This is a genomic window from Amycolatopsis oliviviridis (genome assembly GCF_014654365.1).
Lineage (GTDB): Bacteria > Actinomycetota > Actinomycetes > Mycobacteriales > Pseudonocardiaceae > Amycolatopsis > Amycolatopsis oliviviridis.
This window is the reverse complement of sequence record NZ_BNAY01000001.1, coordinates 1,228,615-1,252,508: the sequence shown is the minus strand read 5'-3', so window position 1 is coordinate 1,252,508 and position 23,894 is coordinate 1,228,615. Positions and strand designations below refer to the sequence as shown.

Sequence of the window (23,894 nt, the reverse complement as noted above, 5' to 3'; positions counted from 1 at the left end):
GATTGCCGGGACGGTTTCGTCCGATCGGCGGGCGGCATCGCCGGGATCGTTTCGCTAGCATGAGTCCGCCCAGTTCCCCGCCCCCCGTGTGGAAGTTTTGGGAAGGACCCCATGCTCAATGCAGTGGTTGCCGCCGTGTCGCTTTTCTCGTCGATAATAACACCGAATAGCTGGTCGCCGCCGCCGGGACCGCCTCCCGACCGCGTTGTCATCGACGTGGTCACGGTCAACGGCTCCGGTTGCCCGCCGGGTTCGTCCGCGGTCGCCGTCGCCAGGGACAACAGTGCCTTCACCGTGACCTACAGCGAATACACCGCCCAGGTCGGCGTCGGCGCGAAGCCCACCGACTTCCGGAAGAACTGCCAGCTGAATCTCAACATCCACGTGCCGCAAGGATTCACCTACGGTATCGCCAGCGCCGATTACCGCGGTTTCGCCGCGCTCGAGTCGGGTGCCAAGGCATCGCAGCGCGCGAATTACTACTTCCAGGGCAATTCGCCGACCGCGCAGGTGAGTCATCCCATCAATGGCCCGATTTGGGACAACTGGCAATTCCGGGACGAGGCCGAGGGTGGCGTCATCATCTACAAGCCGTGCGGTGAGGACCGGAGCCTCAACGTGAACACGGAACTGCGGGTCGCCGCCGGTTCATCGGATCCGAAGAAGACCACCAGTTTCATCACGATGGATTCGACCGACGGCGCGTTCAAGACCACCTATCACTTCTCGTGGAAGGTCTGCCCGGGCTCCTGACATCGTCCCCAGGGTGACGGCCTGCTTCCCGGCCAGGAAGAAGGCCGTCTCCCAGCCATACCCGGTCAGGGCGCTGGCCGCCTTGAACCGAGGAAATCGCGGCTCGTCGTCGCCCTGCCCGGCGGCGGCGAGTCTTCTCGACGACCCTGTTTTCCGCGGTCACCCCTGAGTCCGGTGACCGGATCCGTTTTCGTCCGATCGGCGGGCGGCCGGGGAGAAGATCGTCTCGCTGACAGCGAATCCACCCAGTTCCCGCCGCGTGGAAGCTTTGGGAAGGATCTCATGCTCAACGTGCTGGTTGCCGCCGTGACGCTGTTCTCCTCGGTCGTCACCCCGGCCGGCTGGGTGCCGCCGCCCCTGCCGGCCGACAAGATCGTCATCGACGTCGTCACGATCAACGGAACCGGATGCAGACCCGGTACCGCGGCTATTTCGGTATCACCGGACAACACCGCGTTCACCGTCACCTACAGCGAATACACCGCTCAAGTCGGGGTCGGCGCGAAACCGACCGACCTGCGCAAGAACTGCCAGCTCAACCTCTACGTCCACGTACCGCAGGGATTCACCTACGGCATCGCGGGCACCGACTACCGCGGATTCGCCTCCCTGGCCGCGGGAGCCACCGGCCTGGAACGAGCCAACTACTACTTCCAGGGCAATTCCCCGACGTCCTACGTGAGCCACAACCTCAAGGGCCCGTTCGAGGACAACTGGCAGTTCACCGACAACATCGAAGTCGGCGCCATCGTCTACAAACCGTGCGGTGAAGACCGGAACTTCAACATCAACACGGAACTGCGGGCCGGTGTCGGCAGCTCCGACCCGAAGAAGACCACCAGTTTCGTCACCATGGACTCGACCGACGGCTCCATCAAGACGACCTACCACTTCTCCTGGAAGAACTGTCCCAAACCGAAGAACTGATCCCTGAGGCGTATCGGCTCGTGAGTGGTAAGTGTCGTTAGAACGGCACTTACCACTCACGACCACCCGCACCCACCCACGAGAAGACCGTCACCCTGTCCCGGACGGCGCCGGGTCCGTGGCCTCCACCCCGAAAGCCCGGCCCAGCGCGATCACCGTCTCGTCGAGATGCCCGAGGCTGGTGAGCACCGAACGCGCCCGCGGATCGTCGATCCGGTCCGCCACCGGCGTCCCGTCGTCCCGGACCAGCGTCCCGTGCCCCGAACCGCCGGGGTCGCCGATCGCCTTCCCCAGCATCGCGATGTTCGCCCGGATCCGCCCGGTGTACAGCAGCAGCCGGTCCGCCTCGGTGACCAGCAGCCCGGCCTGGGACCGCGCCGCGACATGCCGGGCGCGGAAGGCGATCGTCTCCACCGTCGTGAGCACGTGCCAGCCGTAGTCGCGGCGGCTGCTGAGATTCACCGGATGGGTGAGCGGCTCGATCGTCGTGCGGACCTTGTCCACGGCCCGGTCCAGGTCACGCGACTTCTCGATGACACTCACGTTCTCCGCACCTGACAGGAGGCCCGCGGTCTTCTCGACGAACTCGTCCAGTTCGTCCAGCAACGCCGAGACGTCGTCCAGCATCACCGCGCGCGTGCGCACCGGCACGATCACCACCGCCGCCAGCACCCCGGCCGCCGCGCCCACCGCGGTCTCCGCGACCCGGATCCACAGCACCTCGATGCTGAACGTCCCCAGCAGGCTGTAGAGCAACCCGAGCATGCTGGTGATGAAGAACGCCATGATCACCTGCGACACCCGCGCCATGTAGACCATGCCGAACACGCAGACCAGGATCAGCGCCAGCGTCGCCGGCACACTGCCCGAAACGAGCAGCGTCAGCACCAGCCCGCCCACGATCCCGATCAGCGTCCCGCCGAGCCGCCGGACGCCCTTGACGAACGTCGCCCCCGCGGTCGACGAGCCGATGAACACCACGAACACCGTCAGCACCGCCCAGTACCACCGCTGGCTCGACACCAGCTCCCCGCCGAGCACGGCGAGCCCGCCGCCGACCACGGCTTGGATGGCGCTGCGCGTCTGGTTGTCGTAGGCGAACGCTGCGGACTTCTCCTCTTCCGGATCCTCCGGGTCGTCGGCGGCATCGGAGACGTCGTGCTCGGCGACCCGCTGCGCCCGCACGTCGGCCAGTGCGAGTTCGGCGAGCGCGCGGCGGACACCGTCGCCGGGCGCGGCGTGCTCGTCGATCCGGCTGCCTTCCACCAGCATCTTGCTGAACTCTTCGGTCTCGCTGATCAGCGGCAGCTCCCGCGGATCGCGCTCGATCAGCGACCGGAACCGCCGCATCCGCGCGATCAGATCGTCCCGGACGTCCTCGTCGAGGTCCTCGGCGCAGGTGCGCTGCACGGTGATCGTCAGCCATTGCACCGCCAGCTCGACCTCGATCGCGCGACGGCGGAGCCGGTTCGCCGAGTCCGCGCCGGTCACCTCGGGTGCGGTGTCCTCGATGAGCAGCACCGACTCGTGCATCCGGGAGTTCGTCGTGCGGAGCCGCTTGCGGGTGCGTTCGCTGCCACCCACCGCGAGGTGGTCTTCCGCCGCGCGCACCACCGCGGCGAGCCGTGCCCGGAACGCCCGCCGGATCCGGAGGAACTCCGCGTCGGTGTGCCTGCGTACCAGGAGGAACCGGACCACCGCGTTGGCCGCGATGCCGATCGTCAGCGCCAGCAGCAGCACCGGGACCTGCTTGAGATGCGTCTGCAGGAACATCGCGAAGAAGAACAGGAAGAACGACAGCGAACCCAGCGCGATCCCGCGCGAACCGAACCGCTGGGCGTAGACCGCGACGAAGATCAACAGCACGAACACGACGCTGTCCAGCGGCGGTACCGCCGAACCCACACTGGCCGCGGTGAGCGACGTCGCGCCGAGCACCAGCCCCAGCAGCAGCGTCACCGCCTGCTTGCCCGGGGTCTCGTCGTTGACGGTGAAGGCGGACGTCATCGCGGCGATCGCGGCGACGAGCGTGACCGTGAGCGGCTGATGGAACGGCAGGATCGCCAGCACCGCGACCACGATGCTGAGCACGGCCGAGAAAGCGAGCCGGAGCCGGACCAGGCCGGGATCGGAGGCGACCAGCCGATCGGTCGCGGCCTGGGTGATACGGGAGATCATCGGGCGAGCAGCTCTCCTTGGGCGAGGGTGACCCGCCGGGCGGTGGACGAGGTGACGCGAAGACGGTATCGGGCGTGCCGCGCCGGCTCGGCGAGGGCGAACGGCCGCGTCTGACGGCGCCATCGGAACGTCTCGCCCTCACGCTGGTCCAGCAGCGTCCAGCGCTCGCCGTCGTCGGATCCCTCCAGCACCCACGAACGCGGATCACCCCGGCGGCTTCCCGAGGTCAGCGTGTACATCACGACCTCGCGGGAAGTGTCCTCGACGGGGAAATCGATGACCGGTTCGCGTTCGGAGAAGGTGACTTCGGTCTTGGTGGTGTCGTCGAACAGGGGACCGGTGCCCGCCGTGATGTCCGTGAGCGGGCTCGGAGCGGCGGGCTCGGCGGGGGACCGGCCCCACTCCGAGGGCTGCCCGCCCATCGTGAACTCCAGCACCGCCCCGTCGGCCAGCGCCGAATGCGCCAGCGTGCTGCTCTCGTGCGGCCGTCCGTCGATCGTCAGCCCTTGGACGTACACGGTGGCCTCCGTGTTGCCGGGCGCCTCGATGACCAGGTCCTTCCCGTTCTCCAGGTGGACGGTCGCTTTCGTGAACAGCGGCGAGCCGATCGCGTACTCGGGGCTGCCCATCGCCAGCGGGTAGAACCCGAGCGCGCCGAAGACGTACCAGGCGGACATCTCGCCGTTGTCCTCGTCACCCGGATAGCCCTGGCCCAGGTCGCTGCCCACGTAGAGCCGACGCAGGATCTCTCGCACGATCCGCTGCGTCTTCGAAGGCGCGCCGGCGTAGTTGTAGATCCACGGAATATGGTGCGACGGCTGGTTGGAATGCCCGTACTGTCCCATCCGGACGTCGCGGGCCTCGGTCATCTCGTGGATCAGCCCGCCGTAGGAACCCGGTTTGCGCCCGGTCTCCGGCGTCGCGAAGAACGTGTCCAGTTTGGACTCCAGCGCCTCGATGCCGCCGTGCAGCGCGGCCAGCCCGGCGCCGTCGTGCGGGACGGAGAAGGCGGTGTTCCAGGAGTTCGTCTCGGTGAAGTCGCCGCCCCACGCTTCGGGGTCGTAGCCCTCGGCGGCGAAATGGCGGCTGCCGTCACGGTTGCGGCCCTGGAAGAACCCGATCAGGTGGTCGAAGTGGTTCGCGTACTGCTGTGAGCGCTGCCGGAAGTACGCGGCGTCGTCGTGGTGGCCGAGTGCCCCGGCGAGGTTGGCCAGGCCGAAGTCGTTGACACAGCCCTCCAGCGCCCACGACAGGCCTTCGTGGACCGACGTCGGCGTGAACCGGAGGAAGATCGACTCGTGCAGGCCCTTCCGGCCGACGCTCTGCCCGCGCGGAGTCACCGTCGCGTTCTTCAACCCCGCCTCGTAGGCCGCCTCGACGTCGAAGCCGCGCACACCTTTGAGGTACGCGTCGGCGAACGCCACATCGGAACTGGTGCCGGTCATGAGGTTGGCGTACCCGGGGGAGGACCAGCGCGAGATCCAGCCGCCTTCGCGGTACTGCCGGACGAACCCGTCGATCATCCGCCCGCACCGGCCGGGGGTGAGCAGCGCGTACGCCGGCCACGTGGTGCGGTAGGTGTCCCAGAAGCCGTTGTTGACGTACATCTCGCCGTCCACGATCTTCGCGCCGGTCCTGGTACGCGTGCTCGGCCACAGGCGGCGGATCACCGGACTCGCGTGACGGACGCCCTTCGGCGTGTCCTCGTGCGCGGAGTTCGGATACAGGAACAGGCGGTAGAGATTGGAGTAGAACGTCGTGCGCTGGTCCTCGGTCGCTCCCTCGATCTCGACCCGGTCCAGCACCTCCGCCCACTGCGCGCGGGCCCGGCCGCGGACCTGCTCGAAGCTCGTGCCGGCGGGGATCTCCAGTTCGAGGTTCCGCTTCGCCTGCGCGAGGCTGATCAGCGACGTCGCGATCCGCATCGTCACCTCACCGGCCGCGAACTCCAGGAACCCGGTCACCGTGCGCCAGGCCGGGCGGCGGATCTTCCCGCCGCGTTCGGCCGGGACGTCGAACTCGGCGTGGACGAACATCCGCCGCGCCCCGGCCGACAACCTGCTGCGGACCCAGGTGTGGCCGCTGACCACGCCGTTCGCCGGATCCAGCCGGAGGCCACCGCGGTTGCGGGCGTTGTCGAACAGCAGCCAGCCGCGATCACCCGGGAAGGTGAAGCGGAACAGCGCCGCGTGATCCGCCGGGGCGATGTCGGTGGTGATGCCGTTGGCGAACCGGACACCGTAGTGATGCGGCCGGTCGATCTCGTCGTCATGGGAGAACGCGAGCGCGCGCCGGTCACGGGCGGCTTCGACCGGGCCGATCCCCGGCATCACCTGGAAGGTGTGCCGGTCGCCCATCCACGGACTCGGCTGATGCGACAGCGCGAACGCCTGCAGCGCCGGGCGGTTCTCGGCGTCGTTGTGCCGGTGGTAGCTGTAGAGCCAGTTCGTCACGCCCGCGTCGGTGACCGGGGTCCAGAAGTTGAAGCCGTGCGGGACAGCGGTCGCGGGGAAGTTGTTGCCCCGCGAGAACTTGTCGCTGGAGTGCGTGCCGCGGGTGGTGCGGACGTGGTCGACAGGGTCGCGGACCTCGACGGTGCGGTCGACGATCCGGACGTCGTCCAGCCAGCCCGCGCTCGCGCCGTCCGGCGGTTCGCTGACCAGGACGATCCGGGCGATCCGCCGTCCGGCGAACCCGCCCAGCCCGCGCCGCACCAGATTCCACTGGTCCACGTACAGCGTCTTGTCCAGGCCCTGGGCCGCGGCGCTGAACCCGGCGGCCGTCCCGTCGGCGAACTCGACGTCCAGCGCCACGAACGTGCTGCGGTAGGTGGGCACGGCGTCGGTCTCGGCTTCGGGAAAGACCACATAGGACAGTTCCGTGTGGTCGGTGACCTCGATGTCCACTTCGAACACCGTCGCGCGCAGCGTGTTCTCGTAGCGGAGGGCGTGCGCGCCGGTGAACCCGACGCCCGTCTTCGCGGTCGGCGACGAACCCGGTCCGGTGCCGACCCGCAAGGCCGGATCCACCGGCTGTGGATCACCCGTTTCGAAGGAGGAGAAGAATCCGGTGATCGTCACCAGGTCACCGTAACTCGCACCCGTGAGCACGGCTCGGTGTGGACGCATCCAGAGGACTAAACGCGGGAGGCGAGGAACTCCTCGAAGGTGCCCACACCGGTCGCGTTCTCCGGCGTCAGGTTGCCGCCCGCGCGGAACGCCCGGAACGCCTTGCCCGGCAGCCACAGTGACACGATCGGCTTCTTCCGCCTCACCGACCGCTGATACGCCTCCGCCAGGTCACGGGCGTCGCGCACCTCTGGGCCGCCCATGTCCGGCACCCGCCCCGACGCCTCGCCGGAGGCCAGCGCGACCAGCCGGTCCGCGACGTCGCCGGTGCTGACCGGCTGGAACCGGAACCCGGACGGCATGAACGTCACCGGCAGCCGCCGCTGCGCCGCCGACGCCCGCGCGACCAGCTCGTGGAACTGCGTCGCGCGCAGCACCGTCCACGGCAGGCCGGACTCCTCGATCACCTTTTCCGAGGCCAGCTTCTCGTCGTAGTAGAAGAACCGGATCACGTCGATGCCGACGATCGAGATGTACACCAGATGCGGGCTGCCCGCGTGCCGCGCCGCTTCGGTCAGGTTCCGCGTCACCCGCTCGTCCCCGCGGCCCAGGGTCGACGCGCAGTGGATGATCGCCGAGACACCGTCGACAGCCTCCGCGAGACCGTCGCCGGTCTTCAGGTCGCATTGTGCCCACTCGTGGGCGACGTCCGAGGGATGCGGACGCCTGCTCATGACCCGGACCGGCCGATCTTCGGCCGCCAGCCGCCGCACCACCTCGCGGCCGAGGTCGCCGGTACCGCCGGTCACCAGAATCGGTTTCATCACCCAGGTCCTCCGTTCACGAGAGCTTCCACCCTCAAGAACCGGAGGGCCACCCGGAACGTGACAGCTGCCGCGAGAGGTACGCGAGTTTGTCCGGATTCGCGACCGCGCGCAGCCCGGCGATGCGGCCGTCCACCACCTCGAACCCGAGAATGCCGAACAAGGCGTCACCGGCCGTCGCGATCACCGCGGGACCCCCGTTGACCTCGCCGATCGTGATCGACACCGGCGCGACGGAGGCGAACATCCCGGCGTACAGACGGGCGACCCGCGCCGCGCCGTGCACCGGACGCCGGGCCGCGGTGACCTTGCCGCCGCCGTCCGACCACGCCGTGACCTCGGCGGTCAGCAGACTCTCCAAGGCGGGCAGGTCACCGTTCCGCGCCGCCGACAGGAAGCTCTCGACCAGCTTCTCGACTTCGATGAGCGACGGGTTCGAAACCCGTCGCTCGTCCGACCGGTCCAGCGCCCGTCGCGCACGGCTGTGCAGCTGACGCGAGTTGACCTCGGAGATGTCGAGGATCGCGCCGATCTCCCGATGGCTGTAGGCGAACGCCTCCTTCAGCACGAACACCGCACGCTCGACCGGGCCGAGCTGCTCCAGAAGCACCAGCATCGCCAGCGACACCGACTCCCGCTGCTCGGCCGTCTCCAGCGGACCGAGTACGTCGTCCGAGGTCAGGACCGGTTCGGGCAGCCATGGCCCGACATACCGTTCACGTTGGACCCTGGCCGAGGTCAGCCGGTTCAGGCACAGATTGGTGACCACCTTCGCCAGCCATGCCCGCGGCGACCCGATCGACTCGCGTTCGGCGCCCGCCCACTTCAGGTAGGCGTCCTGCACGGCGTCTTCCGCCTCCGCCGCCGAACCGAGGAGGCGGTACGCGAGCCCGAACATGACAGGCCGCAGCCGCTCGAATTCCGTGGCGCCGTCCATTTTCCCCTACGAATCCCGCTCATTCCACTGTGGACGGTTCTCGGCCGGGGGGTACCGCTCACCGGGATGGCCGTACCTGATCGGCGCTGACGTCCACAGTGACTGTATCGGTACGAAGGGAACGTCTGCGTCACCACCGAGAGAGGGGTCTGGAGTGACGTCACGTTCGTCGCGTTCGCGTGCCTCGTTGTGCGCCGTGACCGCAATGACAGTATTAGCGCTGATCACAGCGCCCCAAGCCGGCGCGGCACCGGCACCGGGCGCCGTCCACACCACACCGGACAGATCCGGGAAAGACGTCGATGTCCGCGACACGGCGAGAACCAGCCCGCACCCTCTCGCCGCGCAAGACCGGCTTTCAGCGTCCCGGGCGAACTCCGTCGCCAAGGCGCGAGCGGAACTCGGGAACCAGGCCGTACTCGATTTCGACGAGCTGACCGGCACACCCCGCGTCCTCGCCCGCACCGACGGGTTCCTCACCGGACCGAGTTCCCGGTCGCCCCGCGACATCGTGCTGAACTACCTGCGGCAGCAGGAAGGACTCGTCGGGCTCAGTGCCGGCGACACCGCGAAACTGACCCTGCGCAAGGACTACGTCGACGTCGAAGGCACGCACCACCTGTCCTTCACCCAGGCCGTCGGCGGCGTCACGGTCTTCGGCAACGGGCTGAAGGCACACGTCACCAAGGACGGCAGGCTGATCCAGCTGGACGGCTCGCCCGTGCGCGGCCTTCCCGAGTCGCTCGGCGCGAGTGCCTTGGCCGCACCCGCCCCGGACGCCGAGCGGGTCGCGTTCCTCACCCCCGACGGCATCCGTCCCGCCTGGTACACGCTGACCAAACCCGCCGTGGACAAGATGTTCCAGGAAGTGACCGACGCGGGGACCGGCAAGCTGCTCTACCGCAAGAACCTGGTCAGCCGCGCGAACGACGCCGACGGCGCCAAAGGGCTCGCGTGGGAGGCCCAGCCCGGCCCGCAGAAGCAGGTCAACCTGACCCAGAAGGGCTGGCTGCCCGCCGACGCCAAGACCCTCGACGGCAACGTCGCGCACGTCGCCGCCGACGTCAACGGCGACCAGAAGTTCCAGCCACAGGAAGAGATCGGGCCGAACACCGACGGCACCTACCGCTACAAGTTCACCGACTTCAACGCCGTCGTCGGCCCGCCCTGTTCGGCGGCGAGGCCGTGCTCCTGGGACCCGAAGACACCGGGCTCGTGGGCGAAGAACCGGGAACAGAACGCCGTGCAGGCGCTGGCCTACGTCGGGAGCTTCCACGACCACCTGGCCTCCTTCCCGATCGGGTTCACCCGCGAGGCGGGCAACTTCGAGAAGGTCGACGGCGACGCCGTCCAGGTCCACACCCTGCTCGGCGCCGAGACGCCGGGCTACTACGACAACGCGTTCATGGGCACCCCGCCGGACGGCAAGGCACCGACGATGGGGATGTTCCTGTTCCACGATCCCCGGGACCCCAACGACCCGTTCCTCGCAGCGAACTCCGCCGACGACGCCACGATCATCCACCACGAGTACACCCACGGCCTGTCCAACCGGCTCGTCGTCGACGCGCAGGGCAATTCGACGCTGAACACCTTCCAGTCCGGCGCGATGGGCGAGGCGTGGAGCGACTGGTACGCCTTCGACTACCTCGTCGGGCGTAACGCGATCAAGGACACTTCGGCACCCGGCGAACTCCTCGGCGGCGACTACGTCAGCAACGGCGTGCCCCTCGCCCGGACCCAGCCGCTGGACTGCCCGGTCGGTGCCACCGCGCCGCAGTGCCCCGGTACGCCCGGCGCGGGCCCCGGCGGCTACACCTACGGCGACGTCGGCCGGATCATCGGCTTCCCCGAGGTCCACGCCGACGGCGAGATCTGGGCGAGCACGCTGTGGGACGTCCGCTCCGCGCTCGGTGTGCCGCTGACACGGGCACTGGTCACCCGCGCGATGGAGCTTTCGCCCGCGTCGCCGTCCTTCCTGGACATGCGGAACGCGATCCTGCAGGCGGACACGGTGATCAACGGCGGCCGCGCGCACGCCAAGCTGTGGAAGGCCTTCGCCGCCCGCGGCATGGGCTACTTCGCCGCGACGATCACCGGCGCCGACACCGAACCGGCCGAGGACTTCTCCACCCCGCCGCCCGCGGGAACCCCGACCGGGACCGTGTCCGGCAAGGTCACCGACCGCGACAGCGGTACCCCGCTCGCGGGCGTCTCCGTCCGGTTCGGCGGACACGACTCCGGGTTCGGCGGCTCGCTGTCCGCGGTCACCGACGCCGCCGGCGGCTACAGCATCCCCGGCGTGGTCCCGGGCACCTATCCGAAGGTCTACGCCTCCGGAGGCGGCGCGGACAGCGAGACCCGCACGGTCTCGGTGCGCTCGGGTACCACCAAGCTCGACTGGTCGCTGCGGCTCAACTGGGCCTCCGGCACCGCCGGTGCCGCGGTCGCCGGGTTCAACGGCGTCGACTACACCCTCTACGGCTGCGGTCCCGGTGACCTGGCGACGTCATCGGTGCTCGGCGGCGGTGGCGGCTGGTCGACCGACAAGGTCGTCCGCCCCGACGGCACGGTCGAGACGCGGTTCGTGACGATCAAGCTGGGCAAACCGGTCAACGTCAGCGCCATCGAGATCGACCCGTCCAACGTCTGCGGCGACGACCCGCCCGCCGCGGCCAAGGACGTCACCGTCGAAACCTCGGTGGACGGCACGAACTGGGTGAAGGCGGGGAGCGGGGACTTCAAACCCGCCGACCTGAAAAAGCTCACCGCGCTCCAGCTCGCGCCGGGCAGCGCCACCGGTGTGCGGTTCGTGCGCCTGACCGTCGCGTCCAACCAGCTGTCGTTCTATCCGGACCTGACCTGCTCGCCGCAGCCGACCACGGCCGGATGCCTCTACATGGACGTGCAGAGGCTGGCGGTCCGGGGCGCTCCCGCCTGACCCGCTGACCTGTCATGAAAGGGCCGTTCAGGACGAAAAGTGTCCTGAACGACCCTTTCATGACACACGGGCGGAGATGTCGTACGCTCGAGACATCGGGGTAGAAACGTGCTCCTCTCCCGAGCACGCGCATACGCGGTATCGAACGATCCGTCACTCCTTCACCTCGAAGGAGTGTCATGGTGCGTTCCCGCACTCTCGACAAACCCCGGTCCCTGATCGAAGCCTGGCCCGCGCTGGCCGGTCTCTCGGCCGTCTTCCTGTTCGAGATGCTCGACAACTCGATCCTCAACGTCGCGTTGCCGACCATCGGCCGCGAACTGGCCGCCTCGACGACCACCCTGCAATGGGTGACCGGCGTCTATGCCGTCGTGTTCGGCGGCCTGATGCTGGCCTTCGGCGCGCTGGCCGACCGCGTGGGCAGGCGCAAGATCATGCTCACCGGACTCGTGCTCCTCGCCGTGGCGAGCCTGGCCACGGCGTTCGTCACCGTCGCGTGGCAGCTCATCGCCGTCCGGGCCCTCATGGGGGTCGCGGCGGCGATGACGACACCGGGCTCGCTCGCCCTCGCGTTCCGCCTGTTCGACGAGGACGTCCTGCGCGTCCGCGCGACCACACTCATCTCGACCGTGGGCCTGGTCGGCCTCGCCCTCGGCCCCACGGCCGGCGGGCTCGCGCTGGCCATCGCGCCCTGGCAGGCCTTGCTGCTGGTGAACGTGCCGGTCGCCGCCCTCGCGTTCCTCGGCATCCGGATCGGCATCCCCGCCGACGATCCCGCCGACCTGCACCCTGACCCGATCGACGGCGCGGGCGCAGTCCTGGGAACCGCGACGATCGTCCTCGCGCTGCTCGCCCCCACCCTCTTCGTCGAAGAAGGCGCCGCGGCGGCCCTGCCCTGGGCCGCCACCGCCGCCGCACTCGCCGCCGGAACCGGCTTCGTCCTTCGCCAGAAGACCGCCCGGCATCCCTTGCTGGACCTGAAACTCGTCGCCCGCCCGCTGGTGTCCAGCGGTCTCGCGCTCAAGGCCGCGGCCGCGCTGGCGACCGCCGGGCTCAGCTATCTCGTGACACTGCATCTCCAGCTCGGCCTCGGCTGGGCCCCCGCCGAAGCCGCGATCGGGATGCTGCCCCAGGTCGTCATCCTGATCGCCGGCGGCGCGCTCGTCGCCCCGCTGATGAAGCGTCTCGGGCTCAACAAGGCCGCGTGGCTCAGCGCCGCCGCGGTCGTGTGCGGGCTCGCCTTCTACACCGCGTTCGGCAGGCTCGGCTACGCCTGGATCGCCGTCGCGCTCGCCCTCGTCGCGGCGGGCATGCGGGTGGTCGGTGTCGTGGCGGGCACCAACGTGATGCGCGGCCTGCCGTCCAGCCGGACCACCATCGGCGCCGCGCTCGTCGACACCGCCGGCGAGGTCACCACCGGGATCGGCATCGCGCTCAGCGGCACCATCCTGGCGCTGGTCTTCCCCGGCGCCCTGGCCGCGGCCCGGGAATCGGCCGACTTCTTCGAAGCGACCACCTACGCCGGGCTCGCACTCACCCTGCTGTCCGCGGCGCTTGTCGGGTTCGGCATCCTCCGCGGCCGCCGTCCCGAATAGACGCGGGTGTCCTGTCGGTGTCAAGTCCGTGAAGGCCTCCTTGAGGGACTCTGGGTCTCTCAAGGAGGCCTTCACGGACCGGCGGGGGTGAAGGGGCTTTCCCCTCATCGCACGCGCGTAAAGTCCTCTTCGCCTCGGGGTCCTTGGGGGTCACATGAGTGGCGACGTCCCCCGTGTGTTGTGAAAGCCACTTTCGCAACGTTGAAGGTTGCGAAAGTGGCTTTCACAACACACGGGTCGCCTGCTCGGCCGTACCCGGTCCTTGTACCCGCCGAAACACACCTCTGGTGATACATGAAGGCCCCCTTCCTTGCGTCAGGCGCAAGGAAGGGGGCCTTCATGTCCTAACCGGAGGACTACAGCTTCGCGCACTGCCCGGCGGCCGGGCCGCGGACGGTGTTCTGCAGGTCGTAGTCCGTCGGAGCGGGGGAGTTCGCGGCGCAAGCCAGAGGTCCGCCGATCGTGCTGGCAGTCAGCACCGGCCCCTTGTTGCCCGTCAACGCCACCGGTCCGCCGATCTCGGTCAGTTCGATCGAGACCGGTCCGGTCGCCCCGGTGATCGCCACCGGACCGTTCACCTTCGTCCGGTCCAGCACGATCTGCGCCACGCCCGTCGCCGTCAGCGGACCGGAGATCGATCCACCGCGGACGATCAGGCTCGCACCCGCCGCCACCGAAACCGGACCGGACACCGTCGCACCGTCCACACAGGTCACCCCGCTCCGCACGGTCAGCGGGCCCTTGCGCTCGCCGGTGACGGTCTGCGTGCACGCCGCGTCCGGCTTGCCCAGCACCTCGAACTCCGAGAGCGACGCCTCTCCGCCCGTGGTCGCGGTGACCTCGAGCCGGTAGTAGGCGTAGTGCGCCGGGTTCGCGATCTTGAACGGCTTGGTCTGCTGGCGCCACTGGAAGGTCTGATCGGTCCGCTGATCCGCGACCGCCCACGTCTTCCCGTCGTAGGAACCCTTCAGCACCCAGCTCTTCGCGTCGCCCGCGCCCTTGCCCGAAGTCAGCGTGTAGTACGAACCCGCCTCGTTCGTCGAAGGCACCTGGTACTGGATCGGCGCCTTGACCTTCGCCTCGGTCCGCGACGTGTTGTCGAAGAAACCGGCGTCCGCGCCGGAGACCGGCTTGGTCAGGTCGTGCACCGGCGTCGGCACCGCGTCACCCTTGGTGATCGACTTCGGCGCGTCGTTCGGGCCGGTGCCCCACGACGACGGGTTCGGGCCCATGTCGAAGTCGAGCGTTCCGCCGTTGGCGATCGCCGAATGCGCCAGCGACGTCGACGACTGCGCCTTGCCATTCACCTTCAGGCCCTGCACGTAGACGTTCTTCGCGCTGTTCTTCGGCGCGTTGACCACGATCTTCTTGCCGCCGGGCAGGTTCACGGTCGCCTTGGTGAACAGCGGCGAGCCGATCGCGTAGTCCGAACTGCCGACCTGCAACGGGTAGAAGCCCAGCATGCCGAACAGCCACCAGGCCGACTGCTCGCCGTTGTCCTCGTCACCGCCGTAGCCCTGACCGAGCTCGCTGCCGACGTACAACCTGGCCAGCGCCTCGCGGACCTTCGCCTGCGTCTTCGACGGCTGACCGGCGTAGTCGTACATGTAGAGCGTGTGGTGCGCGGCCTGGTTCGAGTGGGCGTACATGCCCATCCGGACGTCCCGCGCCTCGGTCATCTCGTGGATGATCCCGCCGTAACTGCCGAACTTCAGCCCGGTCTCGGGCGTGGCGAAGAATTCGTCCAATTTGGACGCCAGCCCCGCCTTGCCGCCGAACAGGTTCGCCAGGCCCTGACCGTCCTGCGGGACGGAGAACCGCATGCCCCACGCGTTGGTCTCGGTGTAGTCGATACCCCACACCTCCGGGTCGAACTTGTCCTTGGCCCGGGTGAACTTGCCCGCCGCGTCACGGCCCTGGAAGAAGCCGACACTCGGGTCGAACACGTTCACGTACTGCGTGGCCCGCTCGGTGAAGTACCCGTAGTTGTCCAGGTACTCCTGCTTGCGCGGATCGTTGGCCGGTGCCTCGTCGTAGAGCTTCTTCGACATGTTCGCGATGGCGTTGTCGTTGACGTAGCCCTCGATCGCCCACGAGAACCCGTGGTCCGCGGTGTTCGGCGCGTACCCGAGGAACGTGCCCTCGTCGATGCCCTTCCGGCCGACCGCGCCGTTCGGCGGGGTCACGGTGGCGTTCTTGACCGCCGAGTCGTAGGCCGACTGGACGTCGAATCCCTTGACACCCTTGAGATACGCGTCCGCGAAGGCGGCGTCCGAACTCGTCCCGGTCATCAGATCCGCGTACCCGGGGGAGGACCAGCGCGAGATCCAGCCGCCGTCACGGTACTGCTGGACGAAACCGTCGACCAGCTTGCCGGTGGTGTCCGGGCTCAGCAGCGAATACGCCGACCACACCGTGCGATAGGTGTCCCAGAACCCGTTGTTGACGTAGAACTCGCCGTCGACCAGTTTCGCCCCGGTCTGCGTCGGGGTGTCCTGGCCCGTCTTCGGCGACACCGGGCTCGCGTACTTCTTCACCGGCTTCTCGGCAGTGCCGACGTTCTCGAAGCCCGAGTTCGGGTACAGGAACAGGCGGTACAGGTTGGAGTACAGCGTGATCAGCTGATCCTTCGACGCGCCCTCGACCTCGACGACCTTGAGCTTCTCGTCCCAGGCCTTCGCCGCGGTCTCGCTCACCGACTCGACCGACGCGTTCGGGGCGAGCTCCTGCTCCATGTTCTTCTTCGCCTGATCGACGCTGATCAGCGAGGTCGCGATCCGCATGTTCACCGTCTTGTCGGCGCCCGCGTCGAACTTCAGGTAACCGAGGACGTTGTCCCGCTTCTGGTCACCCGAACCGGTCGACAGCTTCGAACCGGCGGTCACCGGCTTGTCGAAGGTGGCGTAGACGAACATCCGCGTCGCACCGGCGGACAGCCCGCTCTTGACGTCGCTGTAGCCGGTGATGGCCCGGCCCGCGGGGTCGAGGGTGAGCCCGCCGTTGTTGTTGACGTTGTCGAAGATCAGGTTCGAGTCCGCACCGGGGAACTTGAACCGGTACAACGCCGCGTGATCGGTCGGCGCGACCTCGGTCTTGATCCCGTTCTCGAAGTCGACGCCGTAGTAGTGCGCCCGCGCAGTCTCGTTGGAGTGCTTGAACGGCAGCTTCCGCGCCTCACGGTCCGGGTTCGGCACGCCGCTCGCGGTCGAGGGCAGGAACTGGAAGGTCTGCCGGTCCGCCATCCACGGGCTCGGCGCGTGGCTCGCGGAGAACGCCTGCAGCGCCGGGAGGTTCTGCTCGTTGTTGCGCGAGTGGTAGGAGTACATCCAGCTCAACGTGCCCGCGTCGGTCGTCGGGATCCAGAAGTTGAACCCGTGCGGCACCGCGGTCGCCGGCATGTTGTTGCCCCGAGAGAACGATCCGTTCGACAGCGAACCGCGCGTCGTCAGCACGTTGTCGGACGGCCGCAGGCTCGCCGGCGGCGTCGGCGTCGCCGAGACCTTGATGTCGTCCAGCCAGCCCTGCAGCGAACCCGGGCCGGACGGGTTGTCGTAACCGACCAGGATCCGGTCGATCGTCTTGCCCTTCGCGACCACGCCGATCTGCGAGCGCACCAGGTTCCACTGGTTGGTGTAGAGCACCTTGCTCGCGCCCTGGCCCTGCGGCGAAAGCCCGAAACCGTACTGGTCGACCGCGCCGAGCTGGCTCAGGTAGGTGCCGTCGGTGAACGCCAGGTCCACCGCGACGTTCGTGCTCGGGTACTTCAGGTCGCCGCGGATGAACTCCGGCTGCACCTTGTACGACAGCTCCGAGGTCGCCGCCACTGGGATGTCGACGTCGAAGATCTTGTTGTACGACCAGCCGTGCCCCTGCGCCTGGTGGCTGCCGGAGTAGCGGAACGCCCGCGTGCCAGTGAACCCGACGCGGTTCTTGTTCGTGTAGCCGCCCGTGGGGCCGCTGTCGGCGAAGCTGCGCATGTTCGGCAGCGCCGGCGGGGCCGGGTCCTCATTGGCCAGGAGCAGCTCCGAGAGCTGCATGATGTCGCCGCCGTTGTTCTTCGTGATGTTCAACCGGAAGAACTTGAACGCGGCACTCGCCGCGGGCAGGCGGTACTCCTTGGACTGGAACCGGTCCGAGAACTTCTGGCCGGTCTGCTTGTCCAGATCGGTCCAGGCCTGGCCGTCGGCGGAACCCTGCAGCGTCCAATCCTGCGGGTCGCGGTTGTCGAAGTCGTTCGCCGAGGACAGCGCGTACCGCGTGATCGACGTCGGCTCCGACAGCGCGACCTGCGCCCAGCCGGTCGGGGTCCAGGCGAGCCACTTGGTGTCGGTCGAGCCGTCCACCAGGTTCGACACCCCCTCGTTCGGGGTGTTCTCGCTGTTGGCGGAGGTCTCGGTGACCTTGCCGCGGATGTCACCGGGGATGGTGGTGGCGTTCGCGCCGTCGACACCGAAGGCCTTCGGCTTGCCCGACGGGTCGACGTCGACGGTGTCGCTCCACGTCGGCTGCGGTTCGCCTTGTTCGAAAGAGGAGTAGAAGTCCGGCGGAGCCTCTTCGGCCGCGGCGGCGGCCGGGAGGGCTACCAGCGCGGATGCCACGACCGTGGCGCTCAGGAGGGTGCAGACCACTGGTCTGACGCTTCGGGGCATCGTTGCACCAATGCTTTCTCGCGGGGGCATGCTGGGCGCCGCACAGGCAGGGGACCGGGGGCGCCCAGAGAGAAGAACTCGGGTGTGACATCGATGTCAAGACACTCGGACAAACCTGGCCCGAACTGGACAACCCGGATGCCCCTGCGAGCCCTGCCGAAACACGGTGGACAACGCACAGCGGCCGGGCCAGGGTGAATGAGCCAATCAAGAGCGATCCGGGGAACTGGGGTGGGGAAATGCGGCGGTTGTCCATGCTCGGCGTGGCGGCGCTCATCACGGCAGGCTCGATATTCACGGCGCCGGCGGCCACCGCCGGCGAAACGACCTTCCGCCCGGTGCGCACCTGCGCCGACCTGGTGCGGACCTACGATCTGCCCGGCGCGGTCACCCATGTCAAGACCGCGACCGTGGTGCCGGCGACGGCGACCGAACCGGAGAACTGCGATGTCCGGGGTTACGTCGAACCCGCGGTGCAGTTCCAGCTACGGCTGCCGACCAAGACCTACGCGGGCCGCTATCTGCAGTTCGGCTGCGGCGGGTTCTGCGGCAGCGTCACGACCCCGCCGTTCGCCGACTGCGGCCTGCCGCACGGTGGCGACGTCGCGGTCGCGGCCACCGACGACGGCCACGTCGGCACCACACCGAACGTCTTCGACGACGGCAAGTGGGCCGAGAACAACCAGGCCGCCCGCGACGACTTCGCCTTCCGGGCACCACACGTGGTCTCGAAGGCGTCGAAACGCCTGATCACGGCGTTCTACGGCGCTCCGCCGCGGAATTCCTACTTCAGCGGCTGCTCCGACGGCGGCCGCGAGGCACTGCTGCTGGCGCAGCGCTACCCGCACGACTTCGACGGCATCGTGGCCGGCGCGCCCGCCGGCTACTGGGACCCACTGCTCGGCGTCTATCAGACCTGGCTCGCCAAGGTGAACACCGGCGCCGACGGTAAGCCGATCCTTACCGCGGACAAGCTCCCGGCGCTGCACGCCGCCGCACTGTCCTCTTGCGACAAGGCCGACGGACTCGGCGACGGCGCCATCGACGACCCGCGCACCTGCCGCTTCGACCCGGCCACGCTCGCCTGCCCGGCGGGCACCGACAACGCAGGCTGTCTCACCGCGGCCCAGGTCGAGGCCACCAAGAAGATCTACGCGCCGCCGACCGACGAGCGCGGCCGCAAGCTCTACCCGGGCGGCCAGACCGTCGGCTCCGAACTGTCCTGGTACGGCTGGACCATCCCGGCGCCCGAGTTCGGCGGGGTCTCCGCCGCGTACGGACTCGCCGACAACTACCTGAGGTACATGGCCTACCCGATCGGGACACCGCATTCGTCGGTCGACAAGTTCACCTTCACCGCGCGGGAATTCGACCGGCTGACCCCGGAAGGCATCCGCTCCAACGCGATGTCGACCGACCTGCGTGAATTCCGGCGTGCGGGCGGGAAGCTCGTGATCTGGCACGGCTGGGCGGACCAGGCGATCCCCGCCGCGGGCACGCTCGACTACTACCAGCGCCTCACCCGCGTCAACGGCGGTCTCGCCGCGACGCAGGGCTGGGCGCGGCTGTTCATGGTGCCTGGTCTCTACCACTGCGCCACCGGCGACAAGCTCACCGAGTACGACCCGCTGAAGGAACTGGTCTCCTGGGTCGAACGCGGAAACGCACCGGACCGGACGATCGCCACCGGCCGCGACGCCGACGGCAAGGTCTTCCGTACCCGTCCGGTGTTCCCGTACCCGTTGCAGGCGAAGTACGACGGCACCGGAAGCGTCGACGACGCGGCGAACTTCGTGCCTGTTCCGCCTTCGCGGCCTTCGCAGGATCTAGTGAACTGGGCGGGGAACGGTCTGTACGACAAGGCCGGCCCCGTCGCTCCCTAGAGGCGCCACGCCAACTGCAATGAAGGGGCCTTTCATAGCAAAATTTGCTATGAAAGGCCCCTTCATTGCGCGGGGAGCCGGTCAGGAAAGAACGCCGTCCAGCAGCCGCACCCGCCGGTCCGCGATCCGGTGCACCTCGTCGTCGTGCGTCGCCACGATGACCGCGGCGCCCTCCTCGGCACAGCGCCGCAACAGCCGCAGCACCCGCGGCGTGCTCCCGGCGTCCAGATGCGCCGTCGGCTCGTCGGTGAGCAGGACCCGGGGCCGCCCGCTGACCGCCCTGGCGAGCGCGACCCGCTGCTGCTGCCCGAACGAGACTTCGAGCGGATAGCGGTCGCCGAGGTCGCCGATCCCGAGTTCCTCCAGCAGTTCCGAGACCCGCGCGTGGATGTCCTTCGAGCTGGGCTTGGGCACGTCGGAACGCAGCCGCAACGGCAGCGCCACGTTCTCCGCGATCGTCAGTTCGTTCGCGAGACCGAGCGCCTGCGGCAGGACGGCGCACGTGTGCCACGCCGGGGCGCCCGCTATCGGGACGCCGTCCAGCAGGACACTCCCGGAATCGGGGGAGTCGAAACCGCACAGCAGTGCCAGCAGCGCGCTCTTGCCGGAACCGGACCGGCCGGACACGGTCACCAGTTCCCCCGCGCCCACGCGCAGTTCGAGCCCGCGCAGGACTTCGACGTCCCCGCTGGGATGGGGGAACCGGCGGCGCAGCCCGACGGCCTCGAGGGCGGGTTCCGCCATCACGGCACGACCTCCCGTTCTTCGACTCTTTCGAGCCTGCCTTTGTGCATCCGCGCGACCCGGGTGCCGAGTTCGATGAGCCGATCGTCGTGTGAGGCCACGATGACGGCGAAATCCTGATCCGCCAAGTACTTCAAGGTGTCGAGAACACGGTCGGCCGATCCTTCGTCCAATTGGGACGTCGGCTCGTCGGCGAGGACGACGGTCGAGCGGCGCGCCAGGGTGCAGCCGAACGCGAGGCGCTGCTGCTGCCCGCCCGACAACGCGGAGATCCGCCAGGCGCCCGTCCCGCCCAGCCCCAGTTGATCGAGGATGTCGTCGGGAAGGCATTCCGTCCCGGCCGATTCCGCCGCCGCGCGGAGATTGTCGGCGACACTCAGGTACCCGAGCAGGTTGTCGGTCGGGTTCTGGAACACCAGGCCGAGGTGGGTCCGCCGCAGCGCCCGCCGGTCGCGATGCCGCAGCTCGCCGGTTTCCGTTCCCTGGAAGGAGATCGTGCCCCGTACGGGCTGCTCGAACAGGCCGAGCGTCCGCAGCAGCGTGGACTTGCCGGAACCGGACGGCCCCGCCAGCACGGTGATCCCGCGCGCCGGGATGTCGATGGTGACGTCGTCGACGCCGGTGACCGTGCCCGCCGGCGTCTGGTAGTCGACGCCGATCCCGCGCAGCCGGAAGATGGGTTTCTCAGGCACGGATCAACTCCGCGGTCCGGGCGGTGCGCACCGAGCGCATCGCGATCCAGCCCGCCAGCGCCACGACGAGCACGCCGACGGCCAGCACGGTCAGGGCGAGCGGGGTCGGGTTGGGCAGCGCCGATCTCGGCGCCAGGAACGTCGCCGGGTCGAAGCGCGGCACCGAAAGACCCGCGACCGAGATCCCGCAGGCGACACCGATGACCACCGCGAGCCCGCTGAGCGCACCCAGCTCCATCAGGTGACTCGCCAGCAGAGCCCGCGGCCGCATCCCCATTCGCAGGACCAGCGCGCCCGCCAGCGCGTTCTGCCGACGGCGGACTTCGACCGCGACCAGCAGCGACAGCACCGCCACCACCCCGAGCACGGCGCCGAGCAGCGCCATGAACGAGAACGTCCAGGACACGACGTAGAACGGGAGCGCGTCGAGCGCGGACTCACGGGTGACGCGGTTGACCGCCGTCGCCACCCCCACGGACGCGAGCGCCTCGGTCACCTGCGTCATCGACGAGCCGGACAGCACGCTCCACTTGGGTACCGCGCGCAGTTGCGCGGGACTGAGCGATTCCCGCGAGATCACGTACCCGGCCTTGGTGCCGATGATCGGGAACATCGGCATCTCGCCGATCGTCCTGGCCTCGGGGAGACCGGCGGCCAGCGCGGGTTTCTGCTTGGCGTCGTTCCCGATCCGGATCGCCGGGATACCAGGGCCGGGGCTTGACAGGGTGCCCAGCAACCGGTCGACGTCGGCGCCGTCGAGCGGGCCGAGCGCGGCGGCACGCCGGAAGGTCTGCGGATCCACGACCAGCACGACATTGCCGGTACCGGTCAGCTCGCCGACGATCGTGGTGTTACCGCTGATCCCGGCGGGCAACTGGACCTTCCCGGTGCCGACGACGCTTTCGGTGTCGACCCGGGTCTCGGCCCCGACGAAGATGGCCGACTTCGTCTGCAGTGCGTCCTCCTGGCCGCGGGCGATGCCGATCCCGGTCGCCAGGGTGCCGATGGCCAGCGTGCCGATCACGAGCACACCGGTGACCGGCGCGCGGGCGCTGGCCAGCCGCCGGATCGCCAGTTGCAGCGCGGGCCGGGACCACAGCCGCGCGCGATGCGACGCGAGCAACGCGAGCCAGGCCAGCCGCGCGGCGAGGAGGCCGACGGTGAGCACGACGAACACCGGATAGGTGAGCGCGAGCGGGTCGACCTGGGGGAGCGGGTTGCCGAGCCGGGACCCCTTGCCGTAGTCGACGAGCCGGGTCCAGCCGAGCAGGGCGACGCCGGCGGTCACCAGTTCCCACGGGAAGATCGCCAGCAGCTTCATTCCCTTGCGGCGCCCGGACCGGACCCTGCCGAGTTCGAACTCCCGATGGCTGCGGAAGGCGATCACGCCGGCCAGCAGCGCGAGCGAAATGAGCAGGATCACGGCCGCGACGAGCGAACCCGCCAGCAACGCCCCGTCGGCCAGCTCACCCGGTGGTCCGTAGACACCGAGCAACAGCCGCGCGAGTATCGCGCCCGACGCTCCGCCGACGACGATGGGCAGCCCGAGTTCGGCCACGGCGAGCAGCCCCAGCGCTCCCGGCCCGCTGCCGCGCGCGGACAGCAGCCTCAGCTGTGGGTGACGTCGCTGGTACCACTGCAAGGCGACCGTGCCGATCCCGGCGCAGCCGACCAGGATGCTGATGGCCGCGAGCGGCAGGATCGAGATCAGGACGTTCGATTCGGCCTGGTTGCTGATCTCCACCGAGCGCTCGAACGGCAGCGACCCGATGACCGCGTCACCGAGACCGCGGGCGCCCAGATCCGCCTTGACGTCGGCGATGAGCGCCTTGGACCGTTCCAGCAGGTCCTCAGCCTCGCTGATGGTCTTGGGCGGGGTCTCGTAGAAAGCCATGTGCAGCGTGGCGATCGCCGGGACACCCAAGGTGCGGATCGCGTCGTCGAACGTCTTCCCGTCCGTAGCGAACATGACCGAGTCGAGCGGGTCGTTGGCGAGCCTGCTGACGACGGCGTTCCGCTGCTGCGAGCACCACCAGCGCGGCGCCGGGTCGGAGAGGTCGCGGTACAGCCCGGTCACCGGAGGGAACGGAGCGCCTCGAAGCTTCGGGACCGTCCCGGTTTTGATTCCCTCCGCCTTGGCCACGACGGTGCCCAGCAGAAGCCCGCCGGCGGCGGCTGTCCCGTCCACGAGGTCGAGGTGGCCTTGAACCGCCTGGTCCCGATGGGCGATGGTGACCTTGTAGTTGGGATCGCCGTTGAACTCGGTGCCCAAGAGATAAGGCGTGTAGCGGGAGGTGACCGGCTGGGCGAAACCGTGCGCCGGAGCGTACCTGCGGACCGAGTCGATGACCTGCGGAGCGACCGCGGCCGGGACGTTGTCCTTGCTGAAGACAGGTCCGTAGTAGTCCGGGCACGCGAGGCCGGACTGGTACTGGACGGCCGCGCCGCCCGCGGCCGAGGCCTGCAGGACGGCGGCGGTGCCGAGGAAACAGGCCAGCAACGCCGTCACCGCGGCGATGATCAACGTCAAAGGGCTGGTCAGTGCCGCCCGCGGAGCCGCTCGCCACGGCATTGTCACCCTGGGCCCGCCGGGAGCCCCCCACCTCACCCGCATGGCTACGCACGCTACCGGTCAGGGCGGCTCTGCGACAGAAAGAAATCACTGTTTGTTGCCGACGTGAAGTAAGGCATGGTCCATTGTGG

The 23,894-nt window shown here is 68.8% G+C and carries 13 protein-coding genes; 5 read left to right on the top strand and 8 right to left on the bottom strand.

What is annotated here, in order from left to right:
• The first annotated feature begins 111 nt into the window (after positions 1–111).
• Together IE302_RS05340 and IE302_RS05335 are read left to right on the top strand one after the other, a co-directional pair.
• On the top strand, positions 112–753 hold the full coding sequence (locus IE302_RS05340; RefSeq protein ID WP_191252282.1) for a DUF4360 domain-containing protein: 642 nt from the start codon (positions 112–114) through the stop codon (positions 751–753).
• 282 nt (positions 754–1,035) lie between these two features.
• Positions 1,036–1,680 carry a DUF4360 domain-containing protein gene (locus tag IE302_RS05335; protein WP_191252280.1) on the top strand — a complete coding sequence of 215 codons (645 nt, stop codon included), beginning with the start codon at positions 1,036–1,038 and terminating at the stop codon, positions 1,678–1,680.
• 90 nt (positions 1,681–1,770) lie between these two features.
• Here the strand turns inward: IE302_RS05335 and IE302_RS05330 are convergent, their stop codons facing one another.
• The 4 genes from IE302_RS05330 to IE302_RS05315 are packed head-to-tail and all read right to left on the bottom strand — an operon-like array spanning position 1,771 to position 8,687.
• On the bottom strand, positions 1,771–3,858 hold the full coding sequence (locus IE302_RS05330) for an FUSC family protein (protein WP_191252278.1): 2,088 nt from the start codon (positions 3,856–3,858) through the stop codon (positions 1,771–1,773).
• Positions 3,855–6,938: a GH92 family glycosyl hydrolase gene (locus IE302_RS05325; protein ID WP_191252275.1), complete on the bottom strand. Its 3,084-nt coding sequence runs from the start codon at positions 6,936–6,938 to the stop codon at positions 3,855–3,857. Before IE302_RS05325 ends, IE302_RS05330 begins: the two co-directional genes overlap by 4 nt.
• A 56-nt stretch (positions 6,939–6,994) precedes the next feature.
• On the bottom strand, positions 6,995–7,753 hold the full coding sequence (locus IE302_RS05320; protein ID WP_191252273.1) for an SDR family oxidoreductase: 759 nt from the start codon (positions 7,751–7,753) through the stop codon (positions 6,995–6,997).
• 31 nt (positions 7,754–7,784) lie between these two features.
• Complete coding sequence (locus IE302_RS05315; RefSeq protein WP_191252271.1) at positions 7,785–8,687, bottom strand: RNA polymerase sigma-70 factor; 903 nt, start codon at positions 8,685–8,687, stop codon at positions 7,785–7,787.
• A gap of 205 nt (positions 8,688–8,892) precedes the next feature.
• On the opposite strand from IE302_RS05315, the gene IE302_RS05310 reads away from it, so the two are divergent.
• The gene (locus tag IE302_RS05310) at positions 8,893–11,628 is read left to right on the top strand and encodes a M36 family metallopeptidase (RefSeq protein ID WP_191252269.1); all 2,736 of its coding nucleotides are present in this window, start codon (positions 8,893–8,895) and stop codon (positions 11,626–11,628) included.
• A gap of 179 nt (positions 11,629–11,807) precedes the next feature.
• Positions 11,808–13,223, top strand: coding sequence for an MFS transporter (locus tag IE302_RS05305; RefSeq protein ID WP_191252267.1), 1,416 nt, complete (start codon positions 11,808–11,810; stop codon positions 13,221–13,223).
• 356 nt (positions 13,224–13,579) lie between these two features.
• Here IE302_RS05305 and IE302_RS05300 read toward each other — a convergent pair whose 3' ends face one another.
• Complete coding sequence (locus IE302_RS05300; RefSeq protein WP_191252265.1) at positions 13,580–17,872, bottom strand: GH92 family glycosyl hydrolase; 4,293 nt, start codon at positions 17,870–17,872, stop codon at positions 13,580–13,582.
• A 239-nt stretch (positions 17,873–18,111) separates the two neighbouring features.
• Here IE302_RS05300 and IE302_RS05295 point away from each other — a divergent pair, with 239 nt between their 5' ends.
• Positions 18,112–19,755: a tannase/feruloyl esterase family alpha/beta hydrolase gene (locus IE302_RS05295; RefSeq protein WP_229907604.1), complete on the top strand. Its 1,644-nt coding sequence runs from the start codon at positions 18,112–18,114 to the stop codon at positions 19,753–19,755.
• 81 nt (positions 19,756–19,836) lie between these two features.
• Here IE302_RS05295 and IE302_RS05290 read toward each other — a convergent pair whose 3' ends face one another.
• From IE302_RS05290 to IE302_RS05280, 3 genes are read right to left on the bottom strand one after another with little or no spacing between them, the layout of a single operon-like run.
• Positions 19,837–20,499, bottom strand: a complete 663-nt coding sequence (locus tag IE302_RS05290; RefSeq protein ID WP_191252263.1) for an ABC transporter ATP-binding protein — start codon at positions 20,497–20,499, stop codon at positions 19,837–19,839.
• A complete protein-coding gene (locus IE302_RS05285; protein WP_191252261.1) occupies positions 20,499–21,191 on the bottom strand; it encodes an ABC transporter ATP-binding protein in 693 nt (230 codons plus the stop codon). The genes IE302_RS05290 and IE302_RS05285 overlap by 1 nt, the downstream gene beginning before the upstream one ends.
• Positions 21,184–23,763 (bottom strand): FtsX-like permease family protein, encoded by a 2,580-nt coding sequence (locus IE302_RS05280; RefSeq protein ID WP_191252259.1) that lies wholly within the window; start codon positions 23,761–23,763, stop codon positions 21,184–21,186. Before IE302_RS05280 ends, IE302_RS05285 begins: the two co-directional genes overlap by 8 nt.
• Positions 23,764–23,894 lie beyond the last annotated feature (131 nt).

Coding starts and splice junctions, on each gene's coding strand:
- IE302_RS05340 (WP_191252282.1), top strand. CDS start 112: ATGCTCAATGCAGTGGTTGCCGCCGTGTCGCTTTTCTCGTCGATAATA.
- IE302_RS05335 (WP_191252280.1), top strand. CDS start 1,036: ATGCTCAACGTGCTGGTTGCCGCCGTGACGCTGTTCTCCTCGGTCGTC.
- IE302_RS05330 (WP_191252278.1), bottom strand. CDS start 3,858: ATGATCTCCCGTATCACCCAGGCCGCGACCGATCGGCTGGTCGCCTCC.
- IE302_RS05315 (WP_191252271.1), bottom strand. CDS start 8,687: ATGGACGGCGCCACGGAATTCGAGCGGCTGCGGCCTGTCATGTTCGGG.
- IE302_RS05310 (WP_191252269.1), top strand. CDS start 8,893: ATGACAGTATTAGCGCTGATCACAGCGCCCCAAGCCGGCGCGGCACCG.
- IE302_RS05305 (WP_191252267.1), top strand. CDS start 11,808: ATGGTGCGTTCCCGCACTCTCGACAAACCCCGGTCCCTGATCGAAGCC.
- IE302_RS05300 (WP_191252265.1), bottom strand. CDS start 17,872: ATGCCCCGAAGCGTCAGACCAGTGGTCTGCACCCTCCTGAGCGCCACG.
- IE302_RS05295 (WP_229907604.1), top strand. CDS start 18,112: ATGCGGCGGTTGTCCATGCTCGGCGTGGCGGCGCTCATCACGGCAGGC.
- IE302_RS05290 (WP_191252263.1), bottom strand. CDS start 20,499: ATGGCGGAACCCGCCCTCGAGGCCGTCGGGCTGCGCCGCCGGTTCCCC.
- IE302_RS05280 (WP_191252259.1), bottom strand. CDS start 23,763: ATGCCGTGGCGAGCGGCTCCGCGGGCGGCACTGACCAGCCCTTTGACG.